16 protein-coding genes are annotated in these 20,864 nt (G+C 65.7%); 8 read left to right on the top strand and 8 right to left on the bottom strand.

Translation table 11 applies throughout. The features are described 5' to 3' along the window. Position 1: 1 nt before the first annotated feature. The 4 genes from U4Y88_RS04010 to U4Y88_RS03995 all read right to left on the bottom strand — a co-directional run bounded on the left by U4Y88_RS04010 (position 2) and on the right by U4Y88_RS03995 (position 4,643). On the bottom strand, positions 2-859 hold the full coding sequence (locus U4Y88_RS04010; protein ID WP_321782405.1) for an enoyl-CoA hydratase family protein: 858 nt from the start codon (positions 857-859) through the stop codon (positions 2-4). Between the two features lie 90 nt (positions 860-949). Next, the gene (locus tag U4Y88_RS04005; RefSeq protein ID WP_224012240.1) at positions 950-1,495 is read right to left on the bottom strand and encodes a MarR family winged helix-turn-helix transcriptional regulator; all 546 of its coding nucleotides are present in this window, start codon (positions 1,493-1,495) and stop codon (positions 950-952) included. Then, a complete protein-coding gene (locus U4Y88_RS04000) occupies positions 1,492-2,268 on the bottom strand; it encodes an SDR family NAD(P)-dependent oxidoreductase (RefSeq protein ID WP_415774400.1) in 777 nt (258 codons plus the stop codon). The genes U4Y88_RS04005 and U4Y88_RS04000 overlap by 4 nt, the downstream gene beginning before the upstream one ends. 2 nt (positions 2,269-2,270) lie before the next feature. Beyond that, positions 2,271-4,643, bottom strand: a complete 2,373-nt coding sequence (locus U4Y88_RS03995) for a bifunctional salicylyl-CoA 5-hydroxylase/oxidoreductase (protein WP_321782401.1) — start codon at positions 4,641-4,643, stop codon at positions 2,271-2,273. A 510-nt stretch (positions 4,644-5,153) separates the two neighbouring features. Between U4Y88_RS03995 and opgC the strand changes: the two genes are divergently transcribed. Beyond that, entirely contained in the window at positions 5,154-6,245 is a 1,092-nt protein-coding gene (gene opgC, locus U4Y88_RS03990; protein ID WP_321782400.1) for an OpgC domain-containing protein, read from the top strand. A gap of 177 nt (positions 6,246-6,422) precedes the next feature. Here the strand turns inward: opgC and U4Y88_RS03985 are convergent, their stop codons facing one another. After that, on the bottom strand, positions 6,423-7,190 hold the full coding sequence (locus U4Y88_RS03985) for an SDR family oxidoreductase (RefSeq protein WP_321782398.1): 768 nt from the start codon (positions 7,188-7,190) through the stop codon (positions 6,423-6,425). A 280-nt stretch (positions 7,191-7,470) separates the two neighbouring features. On the opposite strand from U4Y88_RS03985, the gene U4Y88_RS03980 reads away from it, so the two are divergent. The 5 genes from U4Y88_RS03980 to U4Y88_RS03960 all read left to right on the top strand — a co-directional run bounded on the left by U4Y88_RS03980 (position 7,471) and on the right by U4Y88_RS03960 (position 13,958). Further along, positions 7,471-8,460 carry a ProQ/FINO family protein gene (locus tag U4Y88_RS03980; protein ID WP_321782396.1) on the top strand — a complete coding sequence of 330 codons (990 nt, stop codon included), beginning with the start codon at positions 7,471-7,473 and terminating at the stop codon, positions 8,458-8,460. A 171-nt stretch (positions 8,461-8,631) separates the two neighbouring features. Next, positions 8,632-9,540 carry a LysR family transcriptional regulator gene (locus U4Y88_RS03975; protein ID WP_321782394.1) on the top strand — a complete coding sequence of 303 codons (909 nt, stop codon included), beginning with the start codon at positions 8,632-8,634 and terminating at the stop codon, positions 9,538-9,540. Between the two features lie 184 nt (positions 9,541-9,724). Beyond that, positions 9,725-11,071, top strand: coding sequence for an MFS transporter (locus U4Y88_RS03970; RefSeq protein ID WP_321782392.1), 1,347 nt, complete (start codon positions 9,725-9,727; stop codon positions 11,069-11,071). A 107-nt stretch (positions 11,072-11,178) separates the two neighbouring features. Next, a complete protein-coding gene (locus tag U4Y88_RS03965) occupies positions 11,179-12,519 on the top strand; it encodes a DUF1254 domain-containing protein (RefSeq protein ID WP_321782390.1) in 1,341 nt (446 codons plus the stop codon). A gap of 32 nt (positions 12,520-12,551) precedes the next feature. Continuing rightward, on the top strand, positions 12,552-13,958 hold the full coding sequence (locus U4Y88_RS03960) for a DUF1254 domain-containing protein (RefSeq protein WP_321782388.1): 1,407 nt from the start codon (positions 12,552-12,554) through the stop codon (positions 13,956-13,958). Positions 13,959-14,008: 50 nt separating this feature from the next. Here U4Y88_RS03960 and U4Y88_RS03955 read toward each other — a convergent pair whose 3' ends face one another. After that, positions 14,009-14,767: a transglycosylase SLT domain-containing protein gene (locus U4Y88_RS03955; RefSeq protein WP_321782386.1), complete on the bottom strand. Its 759-nt coding sequence runs from the start codon at positions 14,765-14,767 to the stop codon at positions 14,009-14,011. Positions 14,768-14,914: 147 nt separating this feature from the next. Beyond that, positions 14,915-15,811 (bottom strand): fructose bisphosphate aldolase, encoded by an 897-nt coding sequence (locus U4Y88_RS03950; protein ID WP_321782384.1) that lies wholly within the window; start codon positions 15,809-15,811, stop codon positions 14,915-14,917. A gap of 761 nt (positions 15,812-16,572) precedes the next feature. Between U4Y88_RS03950 and U4Y88_RS03945 the strand changes: the two genes are divergently transcribed. Further along, positions 16,573-18,063, top strand: a complete 1,491-nt coding sequence (locus U4Y88_RS03945) for a DUF1254 domain-containing protein (RefSeq protein ID WP_321782382.1) — start codon at positions 16,573-16,575, stop codon at positions 18,061-18,063. A gap of 20 nt (positions 18,064-18,083) precedes the next feature. Continuing rightward, a complete protein-coding gene (locus tag U4Y88_RS03940) occupies positions 18,084-19,625 on the top strand; it encodes a DUF1254 domain-containing protein (protein ID WP_321782380.1) in 1,542 nt (513 codons plus the stop codon). A gap of 80 nt (positions 19,626-19,705) precedes the next feature. Here the strand turns inward: U4Y88_RS03940 and U4Y88_RS03935 are convergent, their stop codons facing one another. Then, positions 19,706-20,839 (bottom strand): porin, encoded by a 1,134-nt coding sequence (locus U4Y88_RS03935; RefSeq protein ID WP_321782378.1) that lies wholly within the window; start codon positions 20,837-20,839, stop codon positions 19,706-19,708. Positions 20,840-20,864 lie beyond the last annotated feature (25 nt).

The following is a 20,864-nucleotide window of genomic DNA, read 5'->3' as shown; positions in this document are numbered from 1 at the left end:
CTCAATCTCCCTTGAAAACCGGACGCGTCTTCGCGGCAAACGCGTCGTAAGCGCGGCCGAAGTCGCGCGTCGCCATGCAGATCGCCTGCGCCTGCGCTTCGGATTCGATCGCTTCGTCGATGCTCATGGTCCATTCCTGATGCAGCATCGTCTTGGTGATGCCGTGCGCGAAGGTCGGGCCGGAAGCGAGATCGGCGGCGAGTTTCCGTGCGTCGGCGAGCAGTACGGCGGGGTCGCACAGGCGGTTGTAGAAGCCCCATGCGTGGCCTTCTTCGCCGCTTGCCGAGCGTCCCGTGTAGAGGAGTTCGGCGGCGCGTCCCTGACCGATGATGCGCGGCAGGATCGCGCACGCGCCCATGTCGCAACCGGCGAGGCCCACGCGCGTGAACAGGAACGCGAGCTTGCTGCGTGCGGTGCCGTAACGCATGTCGGAGGCCATCGCGAGGATCGCGCCCGCGCCCGCGCAGACGCCATCGACGGCGGCGATGATCGGTTGCGGGCAATGACGCATTGCTTTCACGAGGTCGCCGGTCATGCGCGTGAACATCAGCAGTTCGGGCATCGGCAAATCGATGAGCGGCGCGATGATGTCGTGCACGTCGCCGCCCGAACAGAAGTTCTCGCCCGCGCCATGCAGCACGACAGCCTTCACGTCGGTCGCGTAGCCGAGTTGGCGGAACAGGTCGCGCAGTTCCGCATACGATTCGAACGTGAGCGGATTTTTGCGCTCCGGGCGATTCAGCGTGATCGTCGCAACGCGGTCTTCGACCGACCAGCCGAAGTGCTTCGCCTCGTAACCGGCGAGCGTGACGCGGTTGCCCGCGAGGAGCGCGTCGGCGCTCGAACGTTCTGTCGTCAAGGTCTGTCTCCTTCCTGAATCCTGCTTGAGTTCTGCTTGAAATCCGGGTGAATGCGGGCGTCGCGTCGGCGTCTTGATTGCGCCGTTCGCTCAGCCCGGCAAACTGTCGCGCAGATGCTGCTTGAGTTTGCCGAGCCGGTCATGCATCTTCGACTTTTCGTCGAGCGAGAGGCCGCCCAGCATTTCCACCACCCATTGCTCGTGCGCGACCGCCATGCGGTCGAATGCGGCGCGGCCTTCGGGCGTGAGCCGCACGGCGATCGAGCGGCGGTCGTCCGGGTCGGCGTCGCGCACGACAAGGCCTTCTTTTTCGAGCTGATCCGTGATGCCCGTGACGTTGCCGCCCGTCACCATCAGACGGCGCGACAGTTCGGTCATTCGGAGTCCTTCTGGATGACGTTCGAGCTGCGCCATCAGATCGAAACGCGGCAGCGTCGTGTCGAATTCGCTGCGCAGACGGCGGCGCAATTCGGCTTGCACGAGGTTCGTCGTGGTGAGCAGGCGCAGCCACAGACGCAGGCCCATGTGGCTGTCGGTGCCCGTGCTCATCTCCATGTCGACGACATTGTCCGCGGGCTGCGCAACGCCTTTGCGCGGCGACTTCGCGGCTGCCGTCTTGCGGGCGGGCAGGGTCATGTAATTTCTCCACCAGAAACGGATATCGATTGCCCGGTGATCGCGGACGATCCGGGCGCGCACAGCCACAACACGGCGTTGGCGACTTCGTCCGGTGTGACGAAGCGCTGCTGCGGATTGTGGCGCACGAGGATGCTACGCGCCTCGGCCTCGCTGCGCGAGGTCTTGCGCGTGATCTGCGCAAGGGAAGCCTGCAAAAGTTCGGTTTCCGTGTAGCCGGGGCAGACCGCGTTCACGGTCACGCCTTGTGTGGCAACTTCGAGCGCGAGCGCGCGCGTCATGCCGATTACGCCGTGTTTCGACGCGCAATACGCAGCCACATACGGATAGCCGACCTGGCCTGCCGTGCTCGCGACGTTCACGATGCGACCGTGCTTGCGCGCGAGCATCGCGGGCAGCACGGCGCGCGTGCAGAGAAACGCGCCCGTGAGATTCACGTCGAGCATGCGCTTCCAGAGCGCGAGATCAGTTTGCGCGAACGGCGCGGCGGTGGCCTGACCCGCGTTGTTCACGAGGATGTCGATGTCGCCGAGTGCCTGTACCGCGCGCGCGAATGCGTCGTTCACGGCGGCTTCGTCGGCGACATCGACGCTCACGCAGCCGATGTTCTCGCCGCCGCCGAGCGTGTCGCGCTGCGCTTCGAGCTTCGTCATGTCGCGGCCCATCAGCGTGACGCGCGCGCCCGCGTGCAGCAGCGCCTTGGCGGTGGCGGCGCCGATGCCGCTGCCGCCACCCGTGACGACGGCGTGACGTTGATGCAATGCGTCGTTCATGCTCATACCGTGCCTTCCGCGCGTTGTGCGCGTTCGAGCGGCGACAGACCTGCGGCAGCAGCAGCCGCGGCGCGCTCGCGTTCGATGTTGCGTTCGAGTTGATTCTTCGCGGCCGTGTATTGATGCGGCCACATCACATCGAAATAACCGATCTTCGCGGCTTCGTTGAGCGTCCACGCCGGATTCGCGAGATGCGGGCGCGCCACCGCGCACAGATCCGCGCGGCCCGCCGCGATGATGCCGTTCACGTGATCGGCCTCCGAGATCGCGCCCACGGCGATCGTGGCGATGCCCGCTTCGTTGCGCACGCGATCCGCGAACGGCGTCTGGAACATGCGGCCATACACGGGTTTTTCGTCCTTGCTCACCTGGCCCGAGGACACGTCGATCATGTCGGCGCCCGCCGCCTTGAACGCGCGTGCGATCGCGACGGCGTCGTCGGGCGTGATGCCGCCTTCGACCCAGTCATGCGCCGAAATGCGCACCGAAATCGGCTTGTCTTGCGGCCACACGGCGCGAATCGCGCTGAAGATTTGCAGCGGATAACGCAGGCGGTTGTCGAGCGAGCCGCCATAGTCGTCTTCGCGCTGATTCGTGAGCGGCGAGAGAAAACTGGAGAGCAGATAGCCGTGTGCGCAGTGCAGTTCGAGCCAGTCGAAACCGGATTCGACGGCCATTTGCGTCGAGCGCACGAATTGCGCTTCGATCTCGCGCAGTTCGTCGGCGCTCGCGGCATGCGACCACTGGCTCACGCCGCGCAGATATTGTTGCGGCGACGCCGATACGAGCGGCCAGTTGCCATCGTCGAGCGGCTGGTCGATGCCTTCCCACGCGACGCGCGTCGAGCCTTTCGCACCGGAGTGGCCGATCTGCACGCCGATCTTCGCATCCGACTGCGCGTGCACGAAATCGACGATGCGCTTCCATGCCGTCACATGTTCGGGCGCGTACAGACCGGGGCAGGCGGGCGTGATACGCGCTTCGGGCGAAACGCAGGTCATCTCGGTCATCACGAGTCCCGCGCCGCCCATGGCGCGCGCGCCGAGATGCATGAGGTGATAGTCGCCGGCCACGCCGTCCTGCGCGGAATACTGCGCCATCGGCGAGACCACCACGCGATTCTTGAGCGTCACGCCGCGCACGCGATACGGCGTGAACATCGGCGGCACGGGGCGCGCGTTGATTGCGGCGTCGGGATTCGCGCGTTGCGCGAGCCATGTTTCGAAACCGCCGAGATAGGCCGCATCGCGATCACGCAGATTCTCGTGCGAAATGCGCTGCGAACGCGTGAGCAGCGAATAGGCGAATTGCTCGGGTTCGAATTTCGCGTAACGGTCGACGTGCTCGAACCACTCGGTGGAATTGCGCGCGGCATTCTGAATGCGCAGCACGTCGACGCTGCGCACGCTCGTGTAATGCGCGAGCGCGGCGCGCAAATCGTGCGGATGCGCGTCCATGCTGTTGGCGAGTTCGATCGCGTCTTCGAGCGCAAGCTTGGTGCCCGATCCGATCGAGAAGTGCGCCGTATGCGCGGCATCGCCCATCAGCACGACGGGCGTTTGCTGGCCTTGGCTGCCGGTTTTCCAGTGCACCCATTCGCGATTGACGACGCGCGGAAAGCGGATCCATTGCGACGAACCACGCAGATGCGAGGCGTTCGAGCGCAGCGCATGGCCGTCGAGATAGCGCGCGAACAGCTTTTCGCAGAACGCGATGCTGTCCTCCTTGCTCATTTCGTCGAGGCCCGCCGCGCGCCAGACGTGCTCCGGCGCTTCGACGATGAAGGTCGAGGTGTTGTCGTCGAAACGATAGGCGTGCGCCTGAAACCAGCCGTGCTCCGTTTCTTCGAATGCAAACGTGAAGGCGTCGAACAGCTTCGACGTGCCGAGCCACACGAAACGGCAGTCGCGCAGATCGATATCGGGCTGATACGTGGCGGCGTATTTCTGGCGCGTCGCGCTGTTCAGGCCGTCGCTCGCGATGATGAGATCGGCGTTTTGCACGTCGTCGTCGCTCATCTGGGTCTCGAACACGAGCTTCACGCCGAGCTGCTCGCAGCGCGCCTGCAAAATATTCAACAGACGCTTGCGGCCGATGCCGCAAAAGCCGTGGCCCGACGAACGGATCGAGCGGCCGCGGAAATGGATTTCGATGTCGTCCCAGTGATTGAAGGCGTCGAGAATTTCGGCGGCGCTTTCCGGGTCGGCCGCGCGCAGGTTGCCGAGCGTCTGGTCCGAGAACACCACGCCCCAGCCGAAGGTGTCGTACGGGCGGTTGCGCTCGATTACCGTGATCTCGTAGTCGGGGTGACGGCGCTTCATCAACAGGCCGAAGTACAGCCCGGCGGGCCCTCCGCCGATACAGGCAATGCGCATGCTAGCTCCCGTGGTCAGTCCTTGAGGTTAATGTAGATCTAAATATTTTAAATGTCAAGTAATTGAGCGTGACGGAATGGCGGAGGGTTCGCCGGGATGTCGCGCGGATGCGTGCCGCATAAGTCGCGGCATCGGCAACACATTGGGCGGAACCTCGCGCGCGATCGCGCGTCAACCCGGACATGGGGCGCGCGGCGCTCATCCTTACGGCGGCCTTGCCGGTCGAGGGAGAAACTGCGTGCGCAACCGTAGATGTGCCATGCTGGATGTCGAGGAAAGATTCGACATGCGCTGGCACCGAATTCGCATGGTGTAGCGATGAAACGAACCGGTTTTTACGAAGCGCTTTCGGATGCCCGGCATTTTCATGCGCTTTTCGCGCGCGGTGCAGCGGCATCGAAACTGTCAGTCATCCTCATGAAAGCATTCGCGTAGTCATCGACAGCCACATCCAGCAGAGACGTCTTTCTCAATCGCCACATCCGCCAGGGACGACGGGAGTCTTCATTGATGAGCCAGACAGCGAAGCGATCGATCGAAATCGACTTTTTCCGTGGTTTCGCGCTGATCGCCATTGCACTCGATCACATTCCTTCCAGCGTGTTGTCGCACGGCATGCTGCACACGTTCGCCTATTGCGACTCCGCCGAGGTGTTCGTGTTCGTGAGCGGCTACGTGGCGGCCGCGAGCTGGCTCGCGATTGCCGCACGCAAAGGCACGGAGGCCGCCAATCGCCGCTTTTTGAGGCGCGGGCGCGAGATCTATGCCGCGTATCTGTGCGCCGCCGCGTTGATGCTGCTTTCTGGTGCGGCGGCCGTCGCGCTGCGCGTGGATTCGCCGCTGGTCGCGGAGACGGGCTTTCTGCGCTTTACCGCGCATCCGTTCGCGATGCTCGGCAATATCGCGATCTTCCGCGATCAGCCGTATCTCGCGGGCGTGCTGCCGCTCTATGTGATTCTGGTGCTGATGCTGCCGCTCGTCATGCCGCTGGCGCGCCGCCGTCCCGATCTGGTGCTGCTCGGCAGCTTCGCGACATGGTTCGCTGGATGCTGGCTCGTGCGTTTCTTGCCCACGGTGCCGGGTTCGATCTGGCCGTTCAATCCGTTCGCGTGGCAGGCGATGTTCCTGCTCGGGCTGCTGTGCCGCCTCTATCCGGTGACCGATGCGTTCCAGATCTCGCGGCTCGGCCGACTGCTCACGGTGCTCGCGATCACGCTGGTCGTGGCGTTCGCGGTCGTGCGGCTCTTTATCGAAGTGACGCCCCAGCCCGGCTATATGAAGCAGAACCTCGCAAGCCTGCGCATCGTGAGTTTCGCCGCGGTCGCGTGGCTCGCCGCGCAGGCGGTGCGACTCGGCTGGATCGGCTGGCTCGCGCGGCGCTTGCCGGGCGTCGTGAGCGTGGGGCAGCAGGGGCTTGTGTGCTTCGTGGGCGGTGCGCTCGTGTCCAATGCCGTCGATACGCTGATTCGCGCGACGCACGTTTCGGCGATCTTGCCGGCCCGTCTCGCCGGTGACGTGCTGGCGATCGGCGCGTTGTTGATCCTCGCGGGCGGCGCGCGTCGTTTGAAAGCGGAGTTGCGTCCGCGCGTGGCGCTCACCTGAAAGCGCGGCACGAATGCAAAGGTGAGGGTTTGCGGGAGCGATGGGAAACGAGCCGCGCAAGGCGGCTCGTCATCGCGCTGAAATTGCGCTGAAACCCGTCATTGCAGGTTATGGTCCCGCGTCATCCTTGACCATCAAGGTGAGCGTTTGCGGGAGCATGTGCATTCGACAGCGCAATCAGCCGAGTTCGCGTACATCGGCGATCGGCGTCGAGCCGAAGGCGTCGCTCAGCGCGTAGTCGATCAACAGACGCGCCGCGTGGTCGGGCGTCGCCAACTGACCGTTCTGCTTCAATTGCTCGAATCGTTCGCGTTGCGGGAAGTTGTCCGCCGACGTGGAGCGGATCGTCGCCTGCATGCCGGTGTCGACCACGCCGGGCGCGACGCTGCAGATGCGCACGCCGCGCGGCGCGTCGAGCGCGACCGCGCGTGCGTGATGATCGAGCGCGGCCTTGGTCGCGCAATAGACGCTCCAGCCCGCGTAGGCGTTGCGCGCGGCGCCGCTGGAGACGTGCAGGATGCGTCGCGACGCGGCGTGACCCGAACCGGCTTCGCTGGCCAGTGCGTTGGCGAGCATCAGCGGCGCGGCGACGTTGAGCGTGATCGCGCGGGCGATGGCGCCCGCGTCCTGTGCGCCGAGCGGCGCGATCGGGTCGACGGTGCCTGCGTTGTTGAACAGCAGCACGCAATCCGCGCCTTGCGCGAACGCGCTCAGCGCGCCGCTCGCGAGCCAGTGCTCGACGGCGGCGGGATCGGCGAGATCGACGGCGGTTTCGGCGAAACGCGCGGCGCTCTGTGCGGCAAGCGTCGGATGCGCGCTGCGGCCCACGCCGAGCACGTCGATCTGGCGCTCAAGCAGCAGTTCGGCGAGCGCGGCGCCGAGTCCGCGTGAATGTCCGGTGACGATGGCGCGGATCGAAGAAGGCGAAGTCGAGGAAACGTTCATGTTTGTGACAAAAAAAGCGCACGATGCGCGCGGGGGCGCGTGCGGCGGGAAAAATGGGGGCGCGGTGCGGGTGTGAAGTATGGAAATCCGCAAAAAACCCCGTAAAAACAGGGTGATTCGCACGCAAGACCGGTTTTCGCGGAGGCCACGTTAGCAGGCGATCCAGCGCTTCGCTCGCGCTGCGAGCGGCACGCGCGTGGCATCGGCGAGTCGCGGCGACAGAAATGCTGCGCGCGATTCGGTATCATAGCGTCCGATCCAATAAGGAAGAGAGCTGGACGTGAAAGCCGCAACGCAACAACGCCGTACCCTGAGCTTCAAGGATGGTCTTCTCGAAATCAAGAAGAGCATGGGGATGGGCACGGGACAGCCGCCCGAAGAACAGGCGCAGTCGCCGCAAGGCAAGTCCTCGCCCAAGGGCGCGCAGGGCCCGCGTCGTGGGCAGGGTGCTCCGGGCCACAAGGGCCCGAAGGGTCCGCGTCCGGCCGGCGCGGAGGAAGCGCGCGCACGCGGTCCGCGTCCGTCGCATGGCAAGCCGCAGGGCAAGCGCGCCGAGGGCGCCGCTGAAGGCGGCAAGCCGCAGGAAGGCCGCGGTCAGGGTCGTCCGCGCGGTCCGCGCGACGGCGAGCAGCGTCAAGGTCAGGGCGCACGCCAGGGGCAAGGGCAAGGTGAGGGCCGCGGCCCGCATCGTCAGCGTCCGGCGCGTGCGCAACAACCGGCGGCGAACCTCAGCGAAGCCGAAAAGGCCCGCATCGAGCGCAATCGCCAGCTCAACACGGTCTGGAACGTTTTCGCGAAGCTCTATCCGACCTTCCGCGAGCGTCTGCCGCTCAAGATCGGTGTCGTCGAGGATCTGGTCGCCGCGCACCCGGACTACGAGCGCACGCTGATCGTCGCCGTGCTCAAGCGTCACGTGAACCATCCGCGTTACCACGAGCGCGTGGCCGCGGGCGGCCCGCGTTACGAGCTGGACGGCACGGCGTCGGAAGGCCCGGGCATCGATCCGTCGCATGTCGGCCGCGCCAACGCGGCGCTCGCGCGCCAGAAGGCCAAGGCCGAGGCACAAGCCAAGCCGCAGAACGCGGCTGCGCCGGCAGCGCCCGCCGCCGAACAAGCGGCTGAGCCGGCGGCTCCGGTTGCTCCGGCTGAAGCGGCCGCGGCCACCGAAGCGCAAGCGCCCGAAGCCGCGCCGCAAGCCGTGGAACCGGCTGCGCCCGAAGCACCGGCCACCCCGGCTGCGGACGGCGACACGCCTGCCGCGAACGCCTGAGCGCGTCGGCCGCCGCCTGAGCGGGGCGGCCATCCCGGTTAGCGGTCTCGAACCGGCGCGCCCTTCCGCGCGCCGGTTTCGCGTCTGCACGCGTGCCTGCGCGCGGCATCCGGTCCGGCGTTCGAAGCGGACCGCTCAACGGTCACCCCGTCTCGATTGCCGCGCCTCGCCATGAATCTACGCCAGCTCGAACACGTGATCGCCCTCGCCGAAGAGGGCAGTTTCGCGCGCGCCGCGCAACGCGTCCATTTGAGCCAGCCCGCGCTGAGCCGCAGCATCCAGTCGATCGAGGACGATCTCGGCATGGCGCTGTTCGACCGCACGACGCGCGAGGTGCAGATCACGCCCGCGGGTGAAATGGTCGTGCGCCGCGCGAAAAAGGTGCTGTTCGAGGCGCGCTGCCTCGTGCGCGACGTCGATCTGCTGCGCGATCACGGCATGAGCGCCGTGAGCTTCGGCGCGGGGCCGTATCCGGCGGCGATGCTGCTGCCCGCCGCGCTCGACGAACTCGCGCGCCATCATCCGCAATTGCGCATCAACGCCGCCGTCGACAACTGGAAAAATCTGCTCGACGCGCTGCACGCCGAAACGCTCGATTTCCTGATCGTCGATATTCGCGGCGCCCAGCCGACCAGCGAGGTCGACGTGATAGCGCTGCCGCGTCACCAGGCGGCGTGGTTCGTGCGCGAGGGGCATCCGCTCGCGGGCCGCGCGGGGCTCGATGCGCAGGCCTTGCACGCGTATCCGGTCGTGTCGGTGCCGCTGCCCGATCCGATGCGCGAGGCGCTGCGCAAATGGCTCCGTTACGCGCCGAATCACGAACTCGAATTTCATCTCGTCTGCAACGATGTGCATGTGTTGCAGGAGTACGCGCGCAAAACCGACGCGCTCCTGCTGCTGACCACGCACGCGATGTCGGATCCGGCGCGCATGGCCGGGCTCGTGCCGCTTTCGCTGCCCACGCGCTCGCCGCTATGGCTGCAGTTCGGCATTGTCCATCTCGCGGGGCGCACGCTGTCGCCCGCCGCCGAACAGGCGATCGACGCGTTCAAGCGCGTCGCTGCCACGCCATCCCGATAAGTCCCCAAGGCGATTGCCACCGTGCCCCGGGCGGCGCTTCGCATTCATGCGCTCAATCTATTGATTCGATGCAAATTATGCAGTTGTATTATTGATCCGCGCATCGTCCAATGTCTCCCGATGCGGCAGACGAGGCGACCGGCGCTGGCCGGCCGTCCGAAAAAAAGCCGCGAATGGAGACGCAATGACGTTCGAGACGCATACTCGCGCCCAGCGATGGTTAATCGTCGCCGGCCTGTTTTTCTTTCTCGCCATCAATTTCGCCGACAAGGCGCTCATCGGCCTGGCCGCCGAGCCCATCATGCGCGAGCTCAATCTCACGCACGGGCAGTTCGGCCGCATCGCCGCCAGTTTCTTTACGTTGTTTTCGATTTCCGCGCTGCTCGTGGGCCTGCTGTCGAATCGCGTGAAGACGCGCTGGCTGCTGCTCGCCATGGCCGTCACGTGGTCGATTTCGCAGGTGCCGCTGCTCCTCTTCGCCGCGCCCGCCACGCTCGTGCTGTCGCGCGTGCTGCTCGGCGCGAGCGAGGGGCCGGCGTATCCGGTCGCGGTGCACGCGCTCTACAAGTGGTTTCCCGATCGCGAACGCGCGGTGCCGTCGGCGCTGCTCACGATCGGCGCGTCGTTCGGCGCGGGGCTGATCGCGCCGCTGATCACGACGGTGATCGTGGCCTTCGGCTGGCGCGCGGCGTTCCAGTTGCTCGCAGTCGTGGGCCTCGTGTGGAGCGCGCTGTGGCTGTGGATCGGCAAGGAGGGGCCGCTCGGCGGGCATGACGACCCGCACGCCGTGGCGGCTCGCACGGGCCACGGCGAGGGCGCCACGGCCTATCCCGAGCGCATTCCGCTGTCCGCGCTGCTGCTGTCGCGCACCTGCGTCGGCAGCGATCTCGCGGGCTTCGCGGCCTATGTGATCCTGACCGTCGCGACGGTGTGGCTGCCGAGCTATCTCGTGCGCGTGGCGGGCTATTCGCTCACGCAGGTCGGCTGGATCGTGGTGCTGCCCGCATTCGGTCAGATGGTGAGTTCGCCGCTGCTGAGCTGGTGGTCGCAGCGGCTGATGGCGCGCGGCGTGTCGAGCCGCCATGCGCGCGGCACGCTCGGCGCGGCGGCGGTGGTGGCCTCGGGCATCGCGCTCGTCCTGATGACGCGTCTTGGCACCGGGCCGCTCCTCATCGCGGCGGTGACGGTGGCTTTCTCGCTCGCGTCGTTCACGTTCGTGAGCGGCATGACGCTCGCGGGCGAGATCGTGCCGCCCGCGCAGCGCGGCGGCGTGCTCGGCATCAACGTCAGTATTGCGACGCTCGGCGGGCTGGTCACGCCGGCCGTGATCGGCTCGGTAATCGACCGCGCCGCCAACCCGGTCGCTGGTTTCCAGACGGGCATGACGCTCGCGGGCGGGTTCGCCATCATCGCCGGACTGGTCGCCGCCGTGCTGATTCATCCCGAAGGCGACCGCGCGCGCTTCGCCGCGCTCGCCCGCAACGAACAGCCCGAAAGCGTGGCGAGTCCGCTGGTGTCGGGCGAGCGCTGAGCGCCCGCCGCTGGCGAGTCGATCGCCCGTAACGATGCGCGAAACGCGCTCGCTCGATCTTAAATAGGCAGGAATCCAAAGTTATTTGAAAGCGCAGGAATATCGCTATGTATACGCAGGCCATGAGCCAGATTGATCCGCTGATGCAGTCCGATGAAGATCCCGTCGTCGCGCTGGTGAAGATGGCGGCGGGGCCGCTCGCGCTCGCGCGCTATCCGGTCGTCGAGGTGATGCGCACGTGCGCGCTGCACACGCAGCCGCATTCGCGCAGTCCGTTGCGCGCGCCGTTCAATACGCTCTATGCGAGCGCGCGCCGCTGGACCCACGAGGACCGCGACATCGTCACGCCCGCCAACGATTTTCTCTATCTGAATGCGTGGATCGATCTCTCGAACGGTCCCGTCGTGCTCGACATTCCGCCGGTGGAGGACGCGCGTTATTTCGTGATCGAGCTGCTCGACGCCTTCACCAACAACTTCACGAATCTTGGGCCGCGCAACGTGGGCACGCGCGGCGCGCGCGTCGTGCTGCACGCGCCGGGGCAGCAGCCCACGGGCGACGGCACGCCGGTGGCCTGTCCCACGGCGCTCGTGTGGCTGCTCGGCCGCGTGCTCGTACAGGCCGATAGCGATCTGCCGCGAGCGCGCGAGGCTGCAGTCGGTTTCCGCCTGAGCGGTCCGCGTTCCGAAGGCCCGCAGTGCGTGCGGGAATGGGGAGAAAACGATTGTGAAAGCGGCGACGCCGCGCTCGACTTCTTTCAGCACGTCTTCGATTCGTTCGCCGATTTGCCGCCGCGCGCTGACGAGGCCGCCGCCTTCAGCATGTTGCTGCGCGCCGGTCTGCGCGAGCACGGCCGGACCGACGTGAGCGCGCTGCCCGAGAAAGTGCAGCACGGCTTGCGCCGCGCGTATGCCGACGCGCAAGGTCTGCTGCTCGCGTTCACGGAAAGCCGCACGCGCCGCAACTGGGTCTACAGCCTCGAACTCGGGCGCTATGGTCATGCGCATCTGCTGCGCGCGTGTATCGCGATGAAAGGTCTGGGCGCGCTCGCGTCGGAAGAGGCCGTCTACGCGACCGCCGATTTCGACGATGCCGGCGAGCATCTGCACGGCACGCGCCGCTACAGCCTGTATTTCGCGCCGGGCCAGTTGCCGCCCGTCGATGCGCTGTGGTCGCTGTCGCTCTATGGCGCGGACCGCTATTTCGTCGATAACCCGATCCGCCGTTACGCGATCGGCGACCGCACGCCGGGTCTCCAGTACGACGCCGACGGCGGCCTGCGCATCGTCATCCAGCACGACGCGCCCGCCGATGCGCGCGCGAACTGGCTGCCCGCGCCCGCCGACGGCTTCTATCTGATTCTGCGTTTCTATCATCCGCAGGCCGCGTTTCTCGAAGGGCGCTATGCGATTCCGCCGGTGCAAAAGCTCTCCGACGCAAACGCCTGACGCCGACGCCATTCATCTCGCTACACATCGCCATGAATACTCCGACTGTCTCATCCGCATCGCTTGACGACTCCGCCGCCGCGAGCCGCGAACTGTTCGATCTCGCCGTCGAGGCGGTGCAATTCGCGCTGCCGCTTTACGAAATGGCGCGCATGTTGTCCGCGACCTGCCCGCGCGTCGAAGGCCCGGATGCGCCCGACGCGAATCACGCCAATCACGCCAATCACACGAATGCGCGCTGGGCCAACGCCTGGCTGCACACGCGCCAGTTGCTCGGGCCGCAGCATCGGCGCGTCGTCACGCCGAACAACGACACGCTTTATTCGAGCGCGTGGCTCGACCTGCGCGGCGGCCCGCTCGTGATCCGCGTGCCGGCCATGCACGCGCGCTATTACGTGCTCGGTATGCTCGACATGTTCACGAATCCGTTCGGCTATATCGGCAGCCGCACGACCGGCGGCGACGCGGGCGCGTTCTTCGTGCACGGGCCGTCGTGGCGCGGCGAGGTGCCCGCGGGCATGCGCGTGCTTGCGTGTCCGACCGATACGGTCTGGGTGATCGGGCGCATTCTCGTCGATGGCGCGGACGATCTCGCGGCGGCCGTGCAGTTGCAGGATCAGTTGTCGATCGAACGCGCGCCGGGCGGCACGGCGCCGGTGCCGACGCGCATCGATGCCTGGTTGCAGCCGCAGGATCGTCTCGGCGATGCGGCGCGCTTCGTTCAGGTCGTGAACCGCGCGCTCGCGGAGAACCCGCCGCCCGCCCGCGCGCAGGCCAACGTCGCGCGGTGGCGCGCGTGCGGTATCGGCGTGGAATGTGCGAATCGTGTGGATGGTGCGGTTGGTGCGGTTGGCGCCACGCTCGACGCCGCGCAAGCCGACGCGCTCACGCACGCCATTGCGCAGCTCACGCGCGAACTCACGAGCGCGCCGCCGCTCTCGCTGGGCGGCGGCTGGGCGCTGCCGGTCGATGTGCGCGAAACTTTCGGCGACGACTATCGCGAGCGCGCGCAGGTCGCGCTCAGCTATATCGGCGCGCTCGGCATCGAGGAAGCGATGTACATCACCGCCGATTGCGACGCTGAAGGCACGCCGCTCGACGGCCGCGAATCGTACGTGCTGCGCTTCGCGCCGGGCGCGGCGTTGCAGGTCGATGCGTTCTGGTCGCTGACGGCCTACGAGCGCGCGACCTGCATGCTGGCCGAGAACGCCATCGGCCGCTATTCGCTCGGCGATCGCACGCGTGGTCTGCGTCACGACGACGACGGCGGCTTGCGTATCGCGATCTCGGCGCGCGAACCCGCCGATCCGGTGCTGCGCGCGAACTGGCTGCCCGCGCCCGCCGAGCGCTTCTATCTGGCATTGCGGCTTTACGTGCCGCGCGCGGTGCATCTCGAAGGATGTTACGCGTATCCGCCGGTGGAGCGGCAGCGCGGTTGAGCGGATGAGTCTGAGCAACGCCGCGCGCCAGTTTGCGCGCGGTTGGCGGATCAGCGTTCGCGCGAACGCGACTGGTTGCGTGTGGCGTCGCGCGCGCTTGAGGCCTTGGTGGCCGAGGCGCTTTGCGCGCCCGATGCCGCGACTGATGATGACGCTCCAGTTGGCGCCGACGCCGCGCTCGCACCGCTTGTCGCTGAACTGGCGGTGGACGCTGCGGTGGCCGCTGCGTTGGCCACCGCATTCGCCGCCAGCGTGGCAGAAAACGCGCCGGTGTAGGCCGCGCTCGCGCTGGCTGCCGCAGCATCGTCGGCGCTCGGGGCGCTCGCACTGTCGAGCACGTGGCTGAACTCCATGGCGCGCGCGCGGATCTTCTGCGCGTAGGCTTTCGAGCCGCCGTAGTTCTTCATCGCCGCGTCGAGATCGCCGCCAGCATCGCGCTTGTAGCCATAGAGGATCGACGAGCCGACATCGATATTGACGTCGGGGTCGGTGAGATCCTTGTTATGCAGCAGATTGCGGTGCGCCGACGGCACGACCTGCATGAGCCCGGTGGCGTTGTTCGCGCCGCGCGCCTTTTCGCGAAAGCGCGACTCGATCGAAATGATGGCGAGCAGCACGGCGGGCGGCAGCGAGTATTTCGCGGCGGCCGTGGTCACGGCCTCGGAAATCTGCGCAGCCTTTTCCTTCGCCAGACCGAACTTCTGGGTGAGGTAGGTGGGGAGCTTCTGATTGTCCTCGGGGGGCTGCTGGGCTGCTGCGTATTGCACGAAGCCCGGCAGCATGGCGAGCAGGCAGACGATCCGCCTCATGGCCGGTCCATATCGCGAAAAATGAGTGAACGATCAACTGGCGCACAGTATAACCGTCTCGCAAAAAAAGACAGCCGGGATCCGTCCCCGGCTGTCTTTCGGTTTTTAACGCGACGGCCCCGGCGCGGGGCGCATGCGGCGAGCCGCTCAGTCCTTCTTGACCGACGCCTGATAGATCTCGTCGATGCTCGCGGCAAGCGTGGCGTCGAACTCGGCGTCGCTCATCTGCTTCGTGAGGTCGTTGATCAGCGCGCGCGAGAAGCTCGCGATCATGCCGTGGTTGTGCGCGAGGCGCGCGCACGCGTCGCTGCGCGAATAGCCGCCCGAGAGCGCGACCACACGCACGACGCGCGGATGATCGATGAGCGGCTGGTAGAAGTCGGGCGTGTCGGGGATCGTCAGCTTGATCATGACGTCGCTCGATGCGGGCAGGGCGTCGAGGCCCTTGAGCAGTTCGTCGCGCAGCAGCGCTTCGGCCTGGGCCTTGTCGGGCGCCTTGATCGACACTTCGGGTTCGATGATCGGCACGAGCCCGTGCGCGCTGATCTGCGCGCCGACCTCGAACTGCTGCTTCGCGATGGCTGCGATGCCCTCGGGCGAGGCACGCTCGATCGTGGAGCGCATCTTGGTGCCGAAAATGCCGGCTTTGCGGGCACGCTCGAGCAGCGCGTCGAGGCCGGGGTTCGGCTTCATGAGGCGCACGCCGTCGGCTTCCGCTTCGAGACCCTTGTCGACCTTGAGGAACGGCACCACGCCACGGTCTTCCCAGAGGAACGCGGGCACGGGCTTGCCGTGCGCCTGGCCGTCCATGGTCTGCTCGAACAGGATCGCGCCGATCACCTTCGCGCCCGTGAACGCCGGCGCGCTGATGATGCGCACGCGCATCTCGTGCATGAGGCGGAACATGGCGTCGTCGCCCTGATAGTCGCTCTCGGGAATGCCGTATTGCCGCAGCGCGCCCGGCGTGGAGCCGCCGCTCTGGTCGAGCGCGGCGATGAAGCCCGGTTTGTCGCGCATCTGCTGCAGCATCGTGTCGTTGGCCATCTTCATTTCTCCCGAAAAAAGGCGCCGGGGGCGGCGCGGTTACCTGGAGCCCGGTGGTCGGCCTGGCGGGCGAGTCCGTTTCGACGAGTGTACTGGCGCTGCGTGACAGCGTCTCGCCGAACTGTGTGCTGGCCGTGCGTTGCCGGACTCATGAGTCGATTCGAAAGGCGAGAAGCAAGCGCGATGCCAGCCCCGGCCGATTTCGCGCCGCAATGCGGATTGCCGTTATGTTTTTCCGGCTCAGTGCAAATGCGCATTGAAAAAAATCGAATAAATCAGGGTAAAAAATGCGGCAATCGAATTGCGCGTTCGATTATGCGGCGTATTGGGATTGCGGCGGCGTATTGCGCCTGCATATCGACGCATTTCCGGTGCGAGTGACTCACGTCAATAAGCCGGAAGAGTCCAAAACTCATTGAGCATTCCCGGTTGTCGCCGCCCCGGCCGCAGCGCTAGTATCCGCCATGCAGGGAAAATATCGGATTTTCAATTGCCCGATATGATTCTTTATCGGCCCGGCATCATTCGTTTGTCGTGCATTTCATTTCGCATAAACCGCCATGCGCGCGGGTTCTTGCGAATTGGCCCGCCGATGAATTGACCCGACGCAGAGTCCGGGAGTCGTACCTTGTCTTTTTAGCCAGGCGGATTTGTTCAGCATTCGCTTCATCGTCGTTCCGTTTTTTTATTGGCTTGCCTTTTCAGCGCCGTTGCGCTGGCACGCGCGCTATGCGAACTATCACGATAATCGGAAAAGAACCATGAAAAATCGCATCCTCATGAGCGCGCTCGCCCTGGCGGCCGCGTCGTTCGCCCACGGCGCGGCGGCGGCCGAAGCCCCGTCTCAAGGTGCGCCGCAACCTCACGCGGCGGCGCTGCCGCCCGGGCCGGTGGCAGGCTACGCGATGTCCGAGGCGTATGCGCGCACGCTGGCGCGCAGCCTTTACGTCTGGGCCTGGCCGATGACGAACATCTACAACCGCCTGCTCGCGGCGCGCCAGGTGCCCACGCCGGGGCTGAACGGCGGCATCGTGCCGCTCGCGCCGCCCAATCACCTGTCGATGCTGCACGACTACATCGAACCCGCCGAGCGCTTCGTGGCCTGCCCGAATCAGGATGTCGTGTACGGTTCGGCCGTGGTCGACCTCGACGCTTCGCCGGTCGTCGTGCAGGTGCCCGACTTCGGCAGCCGCTTCTGGGTGATCCAGGCCGTCGACACGCGCACCGACAGTTTCGCGAGTCTCGGCAAGATGTATGGCACGAAGCCCGGCTTCTATCTGCTCGCCGGCCCGAACTGGAAGGGCAAGGTGCCTGCGGGCATCCAGCACGTGTTCCGCTCGCCCACTTCGGTGGGGCTCGTGATTCCTCGCGTGTTCATGGACGACACGCCGGAAGACCGCAAGGCGATCCAGACGACGATCGACCAGATCGGCGTCTATCCGCTCGCTGAATTCGACGGCAAGATGAAACGCACCGACTGGGCCGCGCTGCCGCACTTCGGCAAGGACGGCGGCGGCGGCGACACGGAAATCCGCTTCGTCGAGCCCGAGAAGTTCTGGGACGAACTCCCGCTCGTGCTCAAGGCCACGCCGCCGCTGCCCGGCGAACAGGCGCTCTACACGCAGGCCGAAGCGCTGCTCGCGGCCGCGCGCCAGGATCCCGCGCTCAAGGCCGCGATCGTCGACGAAGCGAAGAAGGCCGACACCGAAGTGGTCGCGCCGATGTTCAACTTCAACAGCTTCGGCCATGCGCTCAACGACAACTGGCACACGATCACCAACGGTGCGGCATTTGGTACGGACTACTACACGCGCACGGCGGTCGCCAAGTCGAACATTCTCGTCAACAAGAGCAACGAGACCAAATACTTCTATCTCGACGCCGATGCGGGCGGCCAGCGCCTGAACGGCTCGCATGCGTACACGGTCACGTTCCCGAAGGGGCAACTGCCGCCCGTGAAGGGTTTCTGGTCGCTGACGCTCTACAACGAGCATCACTTCTTCTCGCCGAACGACATCAAGCGCTATTCGGTGGGCACGAAGAACAAGGATCTCAAGCTCAACGCGGACGGCTCGCTCACGATCTATATCCAGAGCGCGCCGCCCGAGGGCGACAAGCGCGCGAACTGGCTGCCCGCGCCCGCAGGCCAGGACTTCTCGCTGTACGTGCGCGCGTACTGGCCCGAGCCCGCGGCGCTCGACGGCTCGTGGACGCCGCCTCCGGTGCGCGCCGCCAGCGCGTCGAACCCGTAATCGGCGAGCGGAGGAGACGCATGATGAACCTGAACACCTCGTTGCGCGGCATCGCACTTGCCGCCGCGCTCTCGGCGTCCTGCATGGCGTGGTCGCAAGCCACACCGGACGCCGCACCAATTGCACCAATCGCACCAATCGCGCCGCACTATGGCGAACTCGCGAACCTGCCGTTCCCCGGCGGCTATCCGGCGGCGAAGTCGGTCCAGTCGCTGCAAGACGAGTGGCTGTTTCAGCGCGCGGTCCAGACGTATATCTGGGCGATTCCCGCGTTCAACATGTACGCGATGAAGGAGGGCTCGGAGCGGCAGTTCGGCGCGGGTTACAACGTGCTGCCCATCTTCAAGGAGCGGCTCGACGCGCGCACGCAGATCACCACGCCGAATTCGGACGTGATCTACGCGCTCGGTTATCTCGACGTGGGCAAGGACGGCCCGATGGTGATCGAAGTGCCGCCCGGCCTGCAAGGCATTCTCGACGACTTCTTCCAGCGCCCCATTTGCGGACCGAAGCTCGAAGGGCGCGTCATGTGCGGCGACGTCGGCCTGCCGGGCCCCGACAAGGGCAAGGGCGGCAAATATCTCGTGCTGCCGCCCGGTTACGACGGCCCGGTGCCCGAGGGCTATTACGTCTATCGTTCGCGCACGAACGGCGTGTTCGTGTTCTGGCGCGGCTTCTTCAAGAATCCGAAGGCACTCGCGCAGCCGGTCGGCGTGCTCGAACAGACGAAGATCTATCCGCTTGGTCAGCAGGCCAGCGCGAAGCCCATGCAGTTTCCCGACGCGTCGGGCGTGCCGGTCAACATGCTGTATCCGACCGACGGCAGTGCGTTCGACATGTTGTCGCGTTTCATCGACAGCGAGTATCCCGATCCCGCCGATATGGAAATGCGCGGCATGGCGGCGAGTCTCGGCATCGTCAAGGGGCAGCCGTTCAAGCCGGACGAGCGCACGCGCAAGATTCTCGACGCCGCCGCGCGCACGGCGGCGAAGATGGCGCGCGTGATCGCCGTCGCGCCGCCCGCGAATACGCACGCGCAAACGTGGTATCCAGACCGCCAGTGGCTCAACGTGTTTCCGGGCAACGCCGAATTCACGTCGCCGACTTTCAACTACATCGACATTCGCACCGGTTTCTTCACCTACGCGTACTCGGCGAGCCCCGGCATGGCCGTCAATATGGTCAACGTGGGCGCGAAATATCCGGTGGCGTTCAAGGATGCACAGGGCCGTTTCCTGATGGGCGAGCACACCTACAAGCTGCATTTGCCCGCGGGCATTCCGGCGCATATCTTCTGGTCGGTCACGGCCTACGATGCGTGGAGTGCTTCGGGGTTGCAGAACGGCCAGGCGTTTCCGTCGATCAACACGATGGACGAGCCCGCGAAGAACGCCGACGGTTCGATCGACATCGTGTTCGGGCCGAAGCCGCCCGCCGACGCGAAGAACTACATCCGCACCTTGCCGGAGAAGGGCTTTTTCGTGATCCTGCGGTTGTACGGCCCGACGCAGCCGTTCTTCGACAAGACCTGGAAGCCCGACGACGTCGAGCGCATCGACTGAATCATCGATTGAATGTTGCGCGCGGTAGTAAAAAAAGCGGCCCTTGCGGGCCGCTTTTGCCTTTAATGGAGCGAAGCGCTTTAGAAGCGATGCGTCATGCCGACCGCGCCCATCGCCTGTTTGGAACCGCTTTCATTAACGGGCGGGGGCACGCTCACGCCCGGCCAGCTCACGGTGGCCGTGCCGTTGTTCTTGAAGTAACCCGCACGCGCGTAGAGGCTCGTGCGCTTCGAGATCCAGTGATCCATGCCGATCTGGAAGCCCGGCGTGTTGTCGTGCGCACCGCGCACGTTGCGGTAGAGCGCGGCAAGCTGGATTTCGTCGACGGCGGTCGCCTGAATCGTCGCGCCGATTTCCGCAATGCTCAGCGAGTGCGCGGAGCCGAGCCGCGCGGTGAACGAGCCCGGCGCCGGTTCGCCCTTCGGCCGGTTGTACGAGTAGTTGGCCTGAAGATTCACGGGACCGATGCGATACGCGAGCGCGGCAATGAAGTGCTCGGTGTTCATCAGGTCGATCGAGGCGGGCAGCGACGCGTAGCGCGCCGTGCCGCTGTGCTGGTAGACATACGCGAGCCCCGCGTAAAGCCCGCCGCCCGTGAAGTTCACGCCGAGGTTCAGCGTGTTGCCGAACGTCGAGGGCACCGGTTGCGTGACCGTCTCCGAGAAACCGTACATCGTATAAAGCTGGACGCCGCCGATGCGCGGCGTCTGGTAGAGCACCGAGTTGCTCAGGCGCGCCGAGTCGTACTGCGTGGACAGCGTGTTGCGGTCGACGGCCAGCACGTAGGCGGCGAACGGCGAAAGCCCTTCGTTGACCTTGAACGGATCGGTCGGGTAGACCACGCGGAAGCTCGAATCGTACTGACGTCCGAACGACAGCGAACCGTATTTCTCGTGCTTGAGGCCGACCCAGGCCTGACGGAAGAACAGCTTGCTGGTGTCGGCGTAGAGCCCGCCGTTATTGAGGTTGAAGCCCGTTTCCACGTTGAACTGCGCGAGCAGCCCGCCGCCCAGATCCTCGGTGCCTTTCAGGCCGAACAACGAACTCGTGGAGCCCCCGCTTTTGAGCGCGACGGTGTTCTTCCCGTCGTTGCTGAGGTACTGCATGTAGGTATCCGCGACGCCGTACAGCGTCACACCCGATTCGGCTGCCACCGCGCCGCTTGCCGCCACTGCGAGAGCAATGCCACATAACCCATGCCTGCGCACACGCATGTATGTCTCCAATATATTTATGTAA

It is taken from the genome of Paraburkholderia sp. J94 (genome assembly GCF_905220285.1).
In the GTDB taxonomy this organism is placed as follows: domain Bacteria; phylum Pseudomonadota; class Gammaproteobacteria; order Burkholderiales; family Burkholderiaceae; genus Paraburkholderia; species Paraburkholderia tropica_A.
This window is presented reverse-complemented; position numbering and strand designations above follow the sequence as displayed.

Coding starts and splice junctions, on each gene's coding strand:
- U4Y88_RS04005 (WP_224012240.1), bottom strand. CDS start 1,495: ATGACCCTGCCCGCCCGCAAGACGGCAGCCGCGAAGTCGCCGCGCAAA.
- U4Y88_RS04000 (WP_415774400.1), bottom strand. CDS start 2,268: ATGAACGACGCATTGCATCAACGTCACGCCGTCGTCACGGGTGGCGGC.
- U4Y88_RS03995 (WP_321782401.1), bottom strand. CDS start 4,643: ATGCGCATTGCCTGTATCGGCGGAGGGCCCGCCGGGCTGTACTTCGGC.
- opgC (WP_321782400.1), top strand. CDS start 5,154: ATGAGCCAGACAGCGAAGCGATCGATCGAAATCGACTTTTTCCGTGGT.
- U4Y88_RS03985 (WP_321782398.1), bottom strand. CDS start 7,190: ATGAACGTTTCCTCGACTTCGCCTTCTTCGATCCGCGCCATCGTCACC.
- U4Y88_RS03975 (WP_321782394.1), top strand. CDS start 8,632: ATGAATCTACGCCAGCTCGAACACGTGATCGCCCTCGCCGAAGAGGGC.
- U4Y88_RS03970 (WP_321782392.1), top strand. CDS start 9,725: ATGACGTTCGAGACGCATACTCGCGCCCAGCGATGGTTAATCGTCGCC.
- U4Y88_RS03965 (WP_321782390.1), top strand. CDS start 11,179: ATGTATACGCAGGCCATGAGCCAGATTGATCCGCTGATGCAGTCCGAT.
- U4Y88_RS03960 (WP_321782388.1), top strand. CDS start 12,552: ATGAATACTCCGACTGTCTCATCCGCATCGCTTGACGACTCCGCCGCC.
- U4Y88_RS03955 (WP_321782386.1), bottom strand. CDS start 14,767: ATGAGGCGGATCGTCTGCCTGCTCGCCATGCTGCCGGGCTTCGTGCAA.
- U4Y88_RS03950 (WP_321782384.1), bottom strand. CDS start 15,811: ATGGCCAACGACACGATGCTGCAGCAGATGCGCGACAAACCGGGCTTC.
- U4Y88_RS03945 (WP_321782382.1), top strand. CDS start 16,573: ATGAAAAATCGCATCCTCATGAGCGCGCTCGCCCTGGCGGCCGCGTCG.
- U4Y88_RS03940 (WP_321782380.1), top strand. CDS start 18,084: ATGATGAACCTGAACACCTCGTTGCGCGGCATCGCACTTGCCGCCGCG.
- U4Y88_RS03935 (WP_321782378.1), bottom strand. CDS start 20,839: ATGCGTGTGCGCAGGCATGGGTTATGTGGCATTGCTCTCGCAGTGGCG.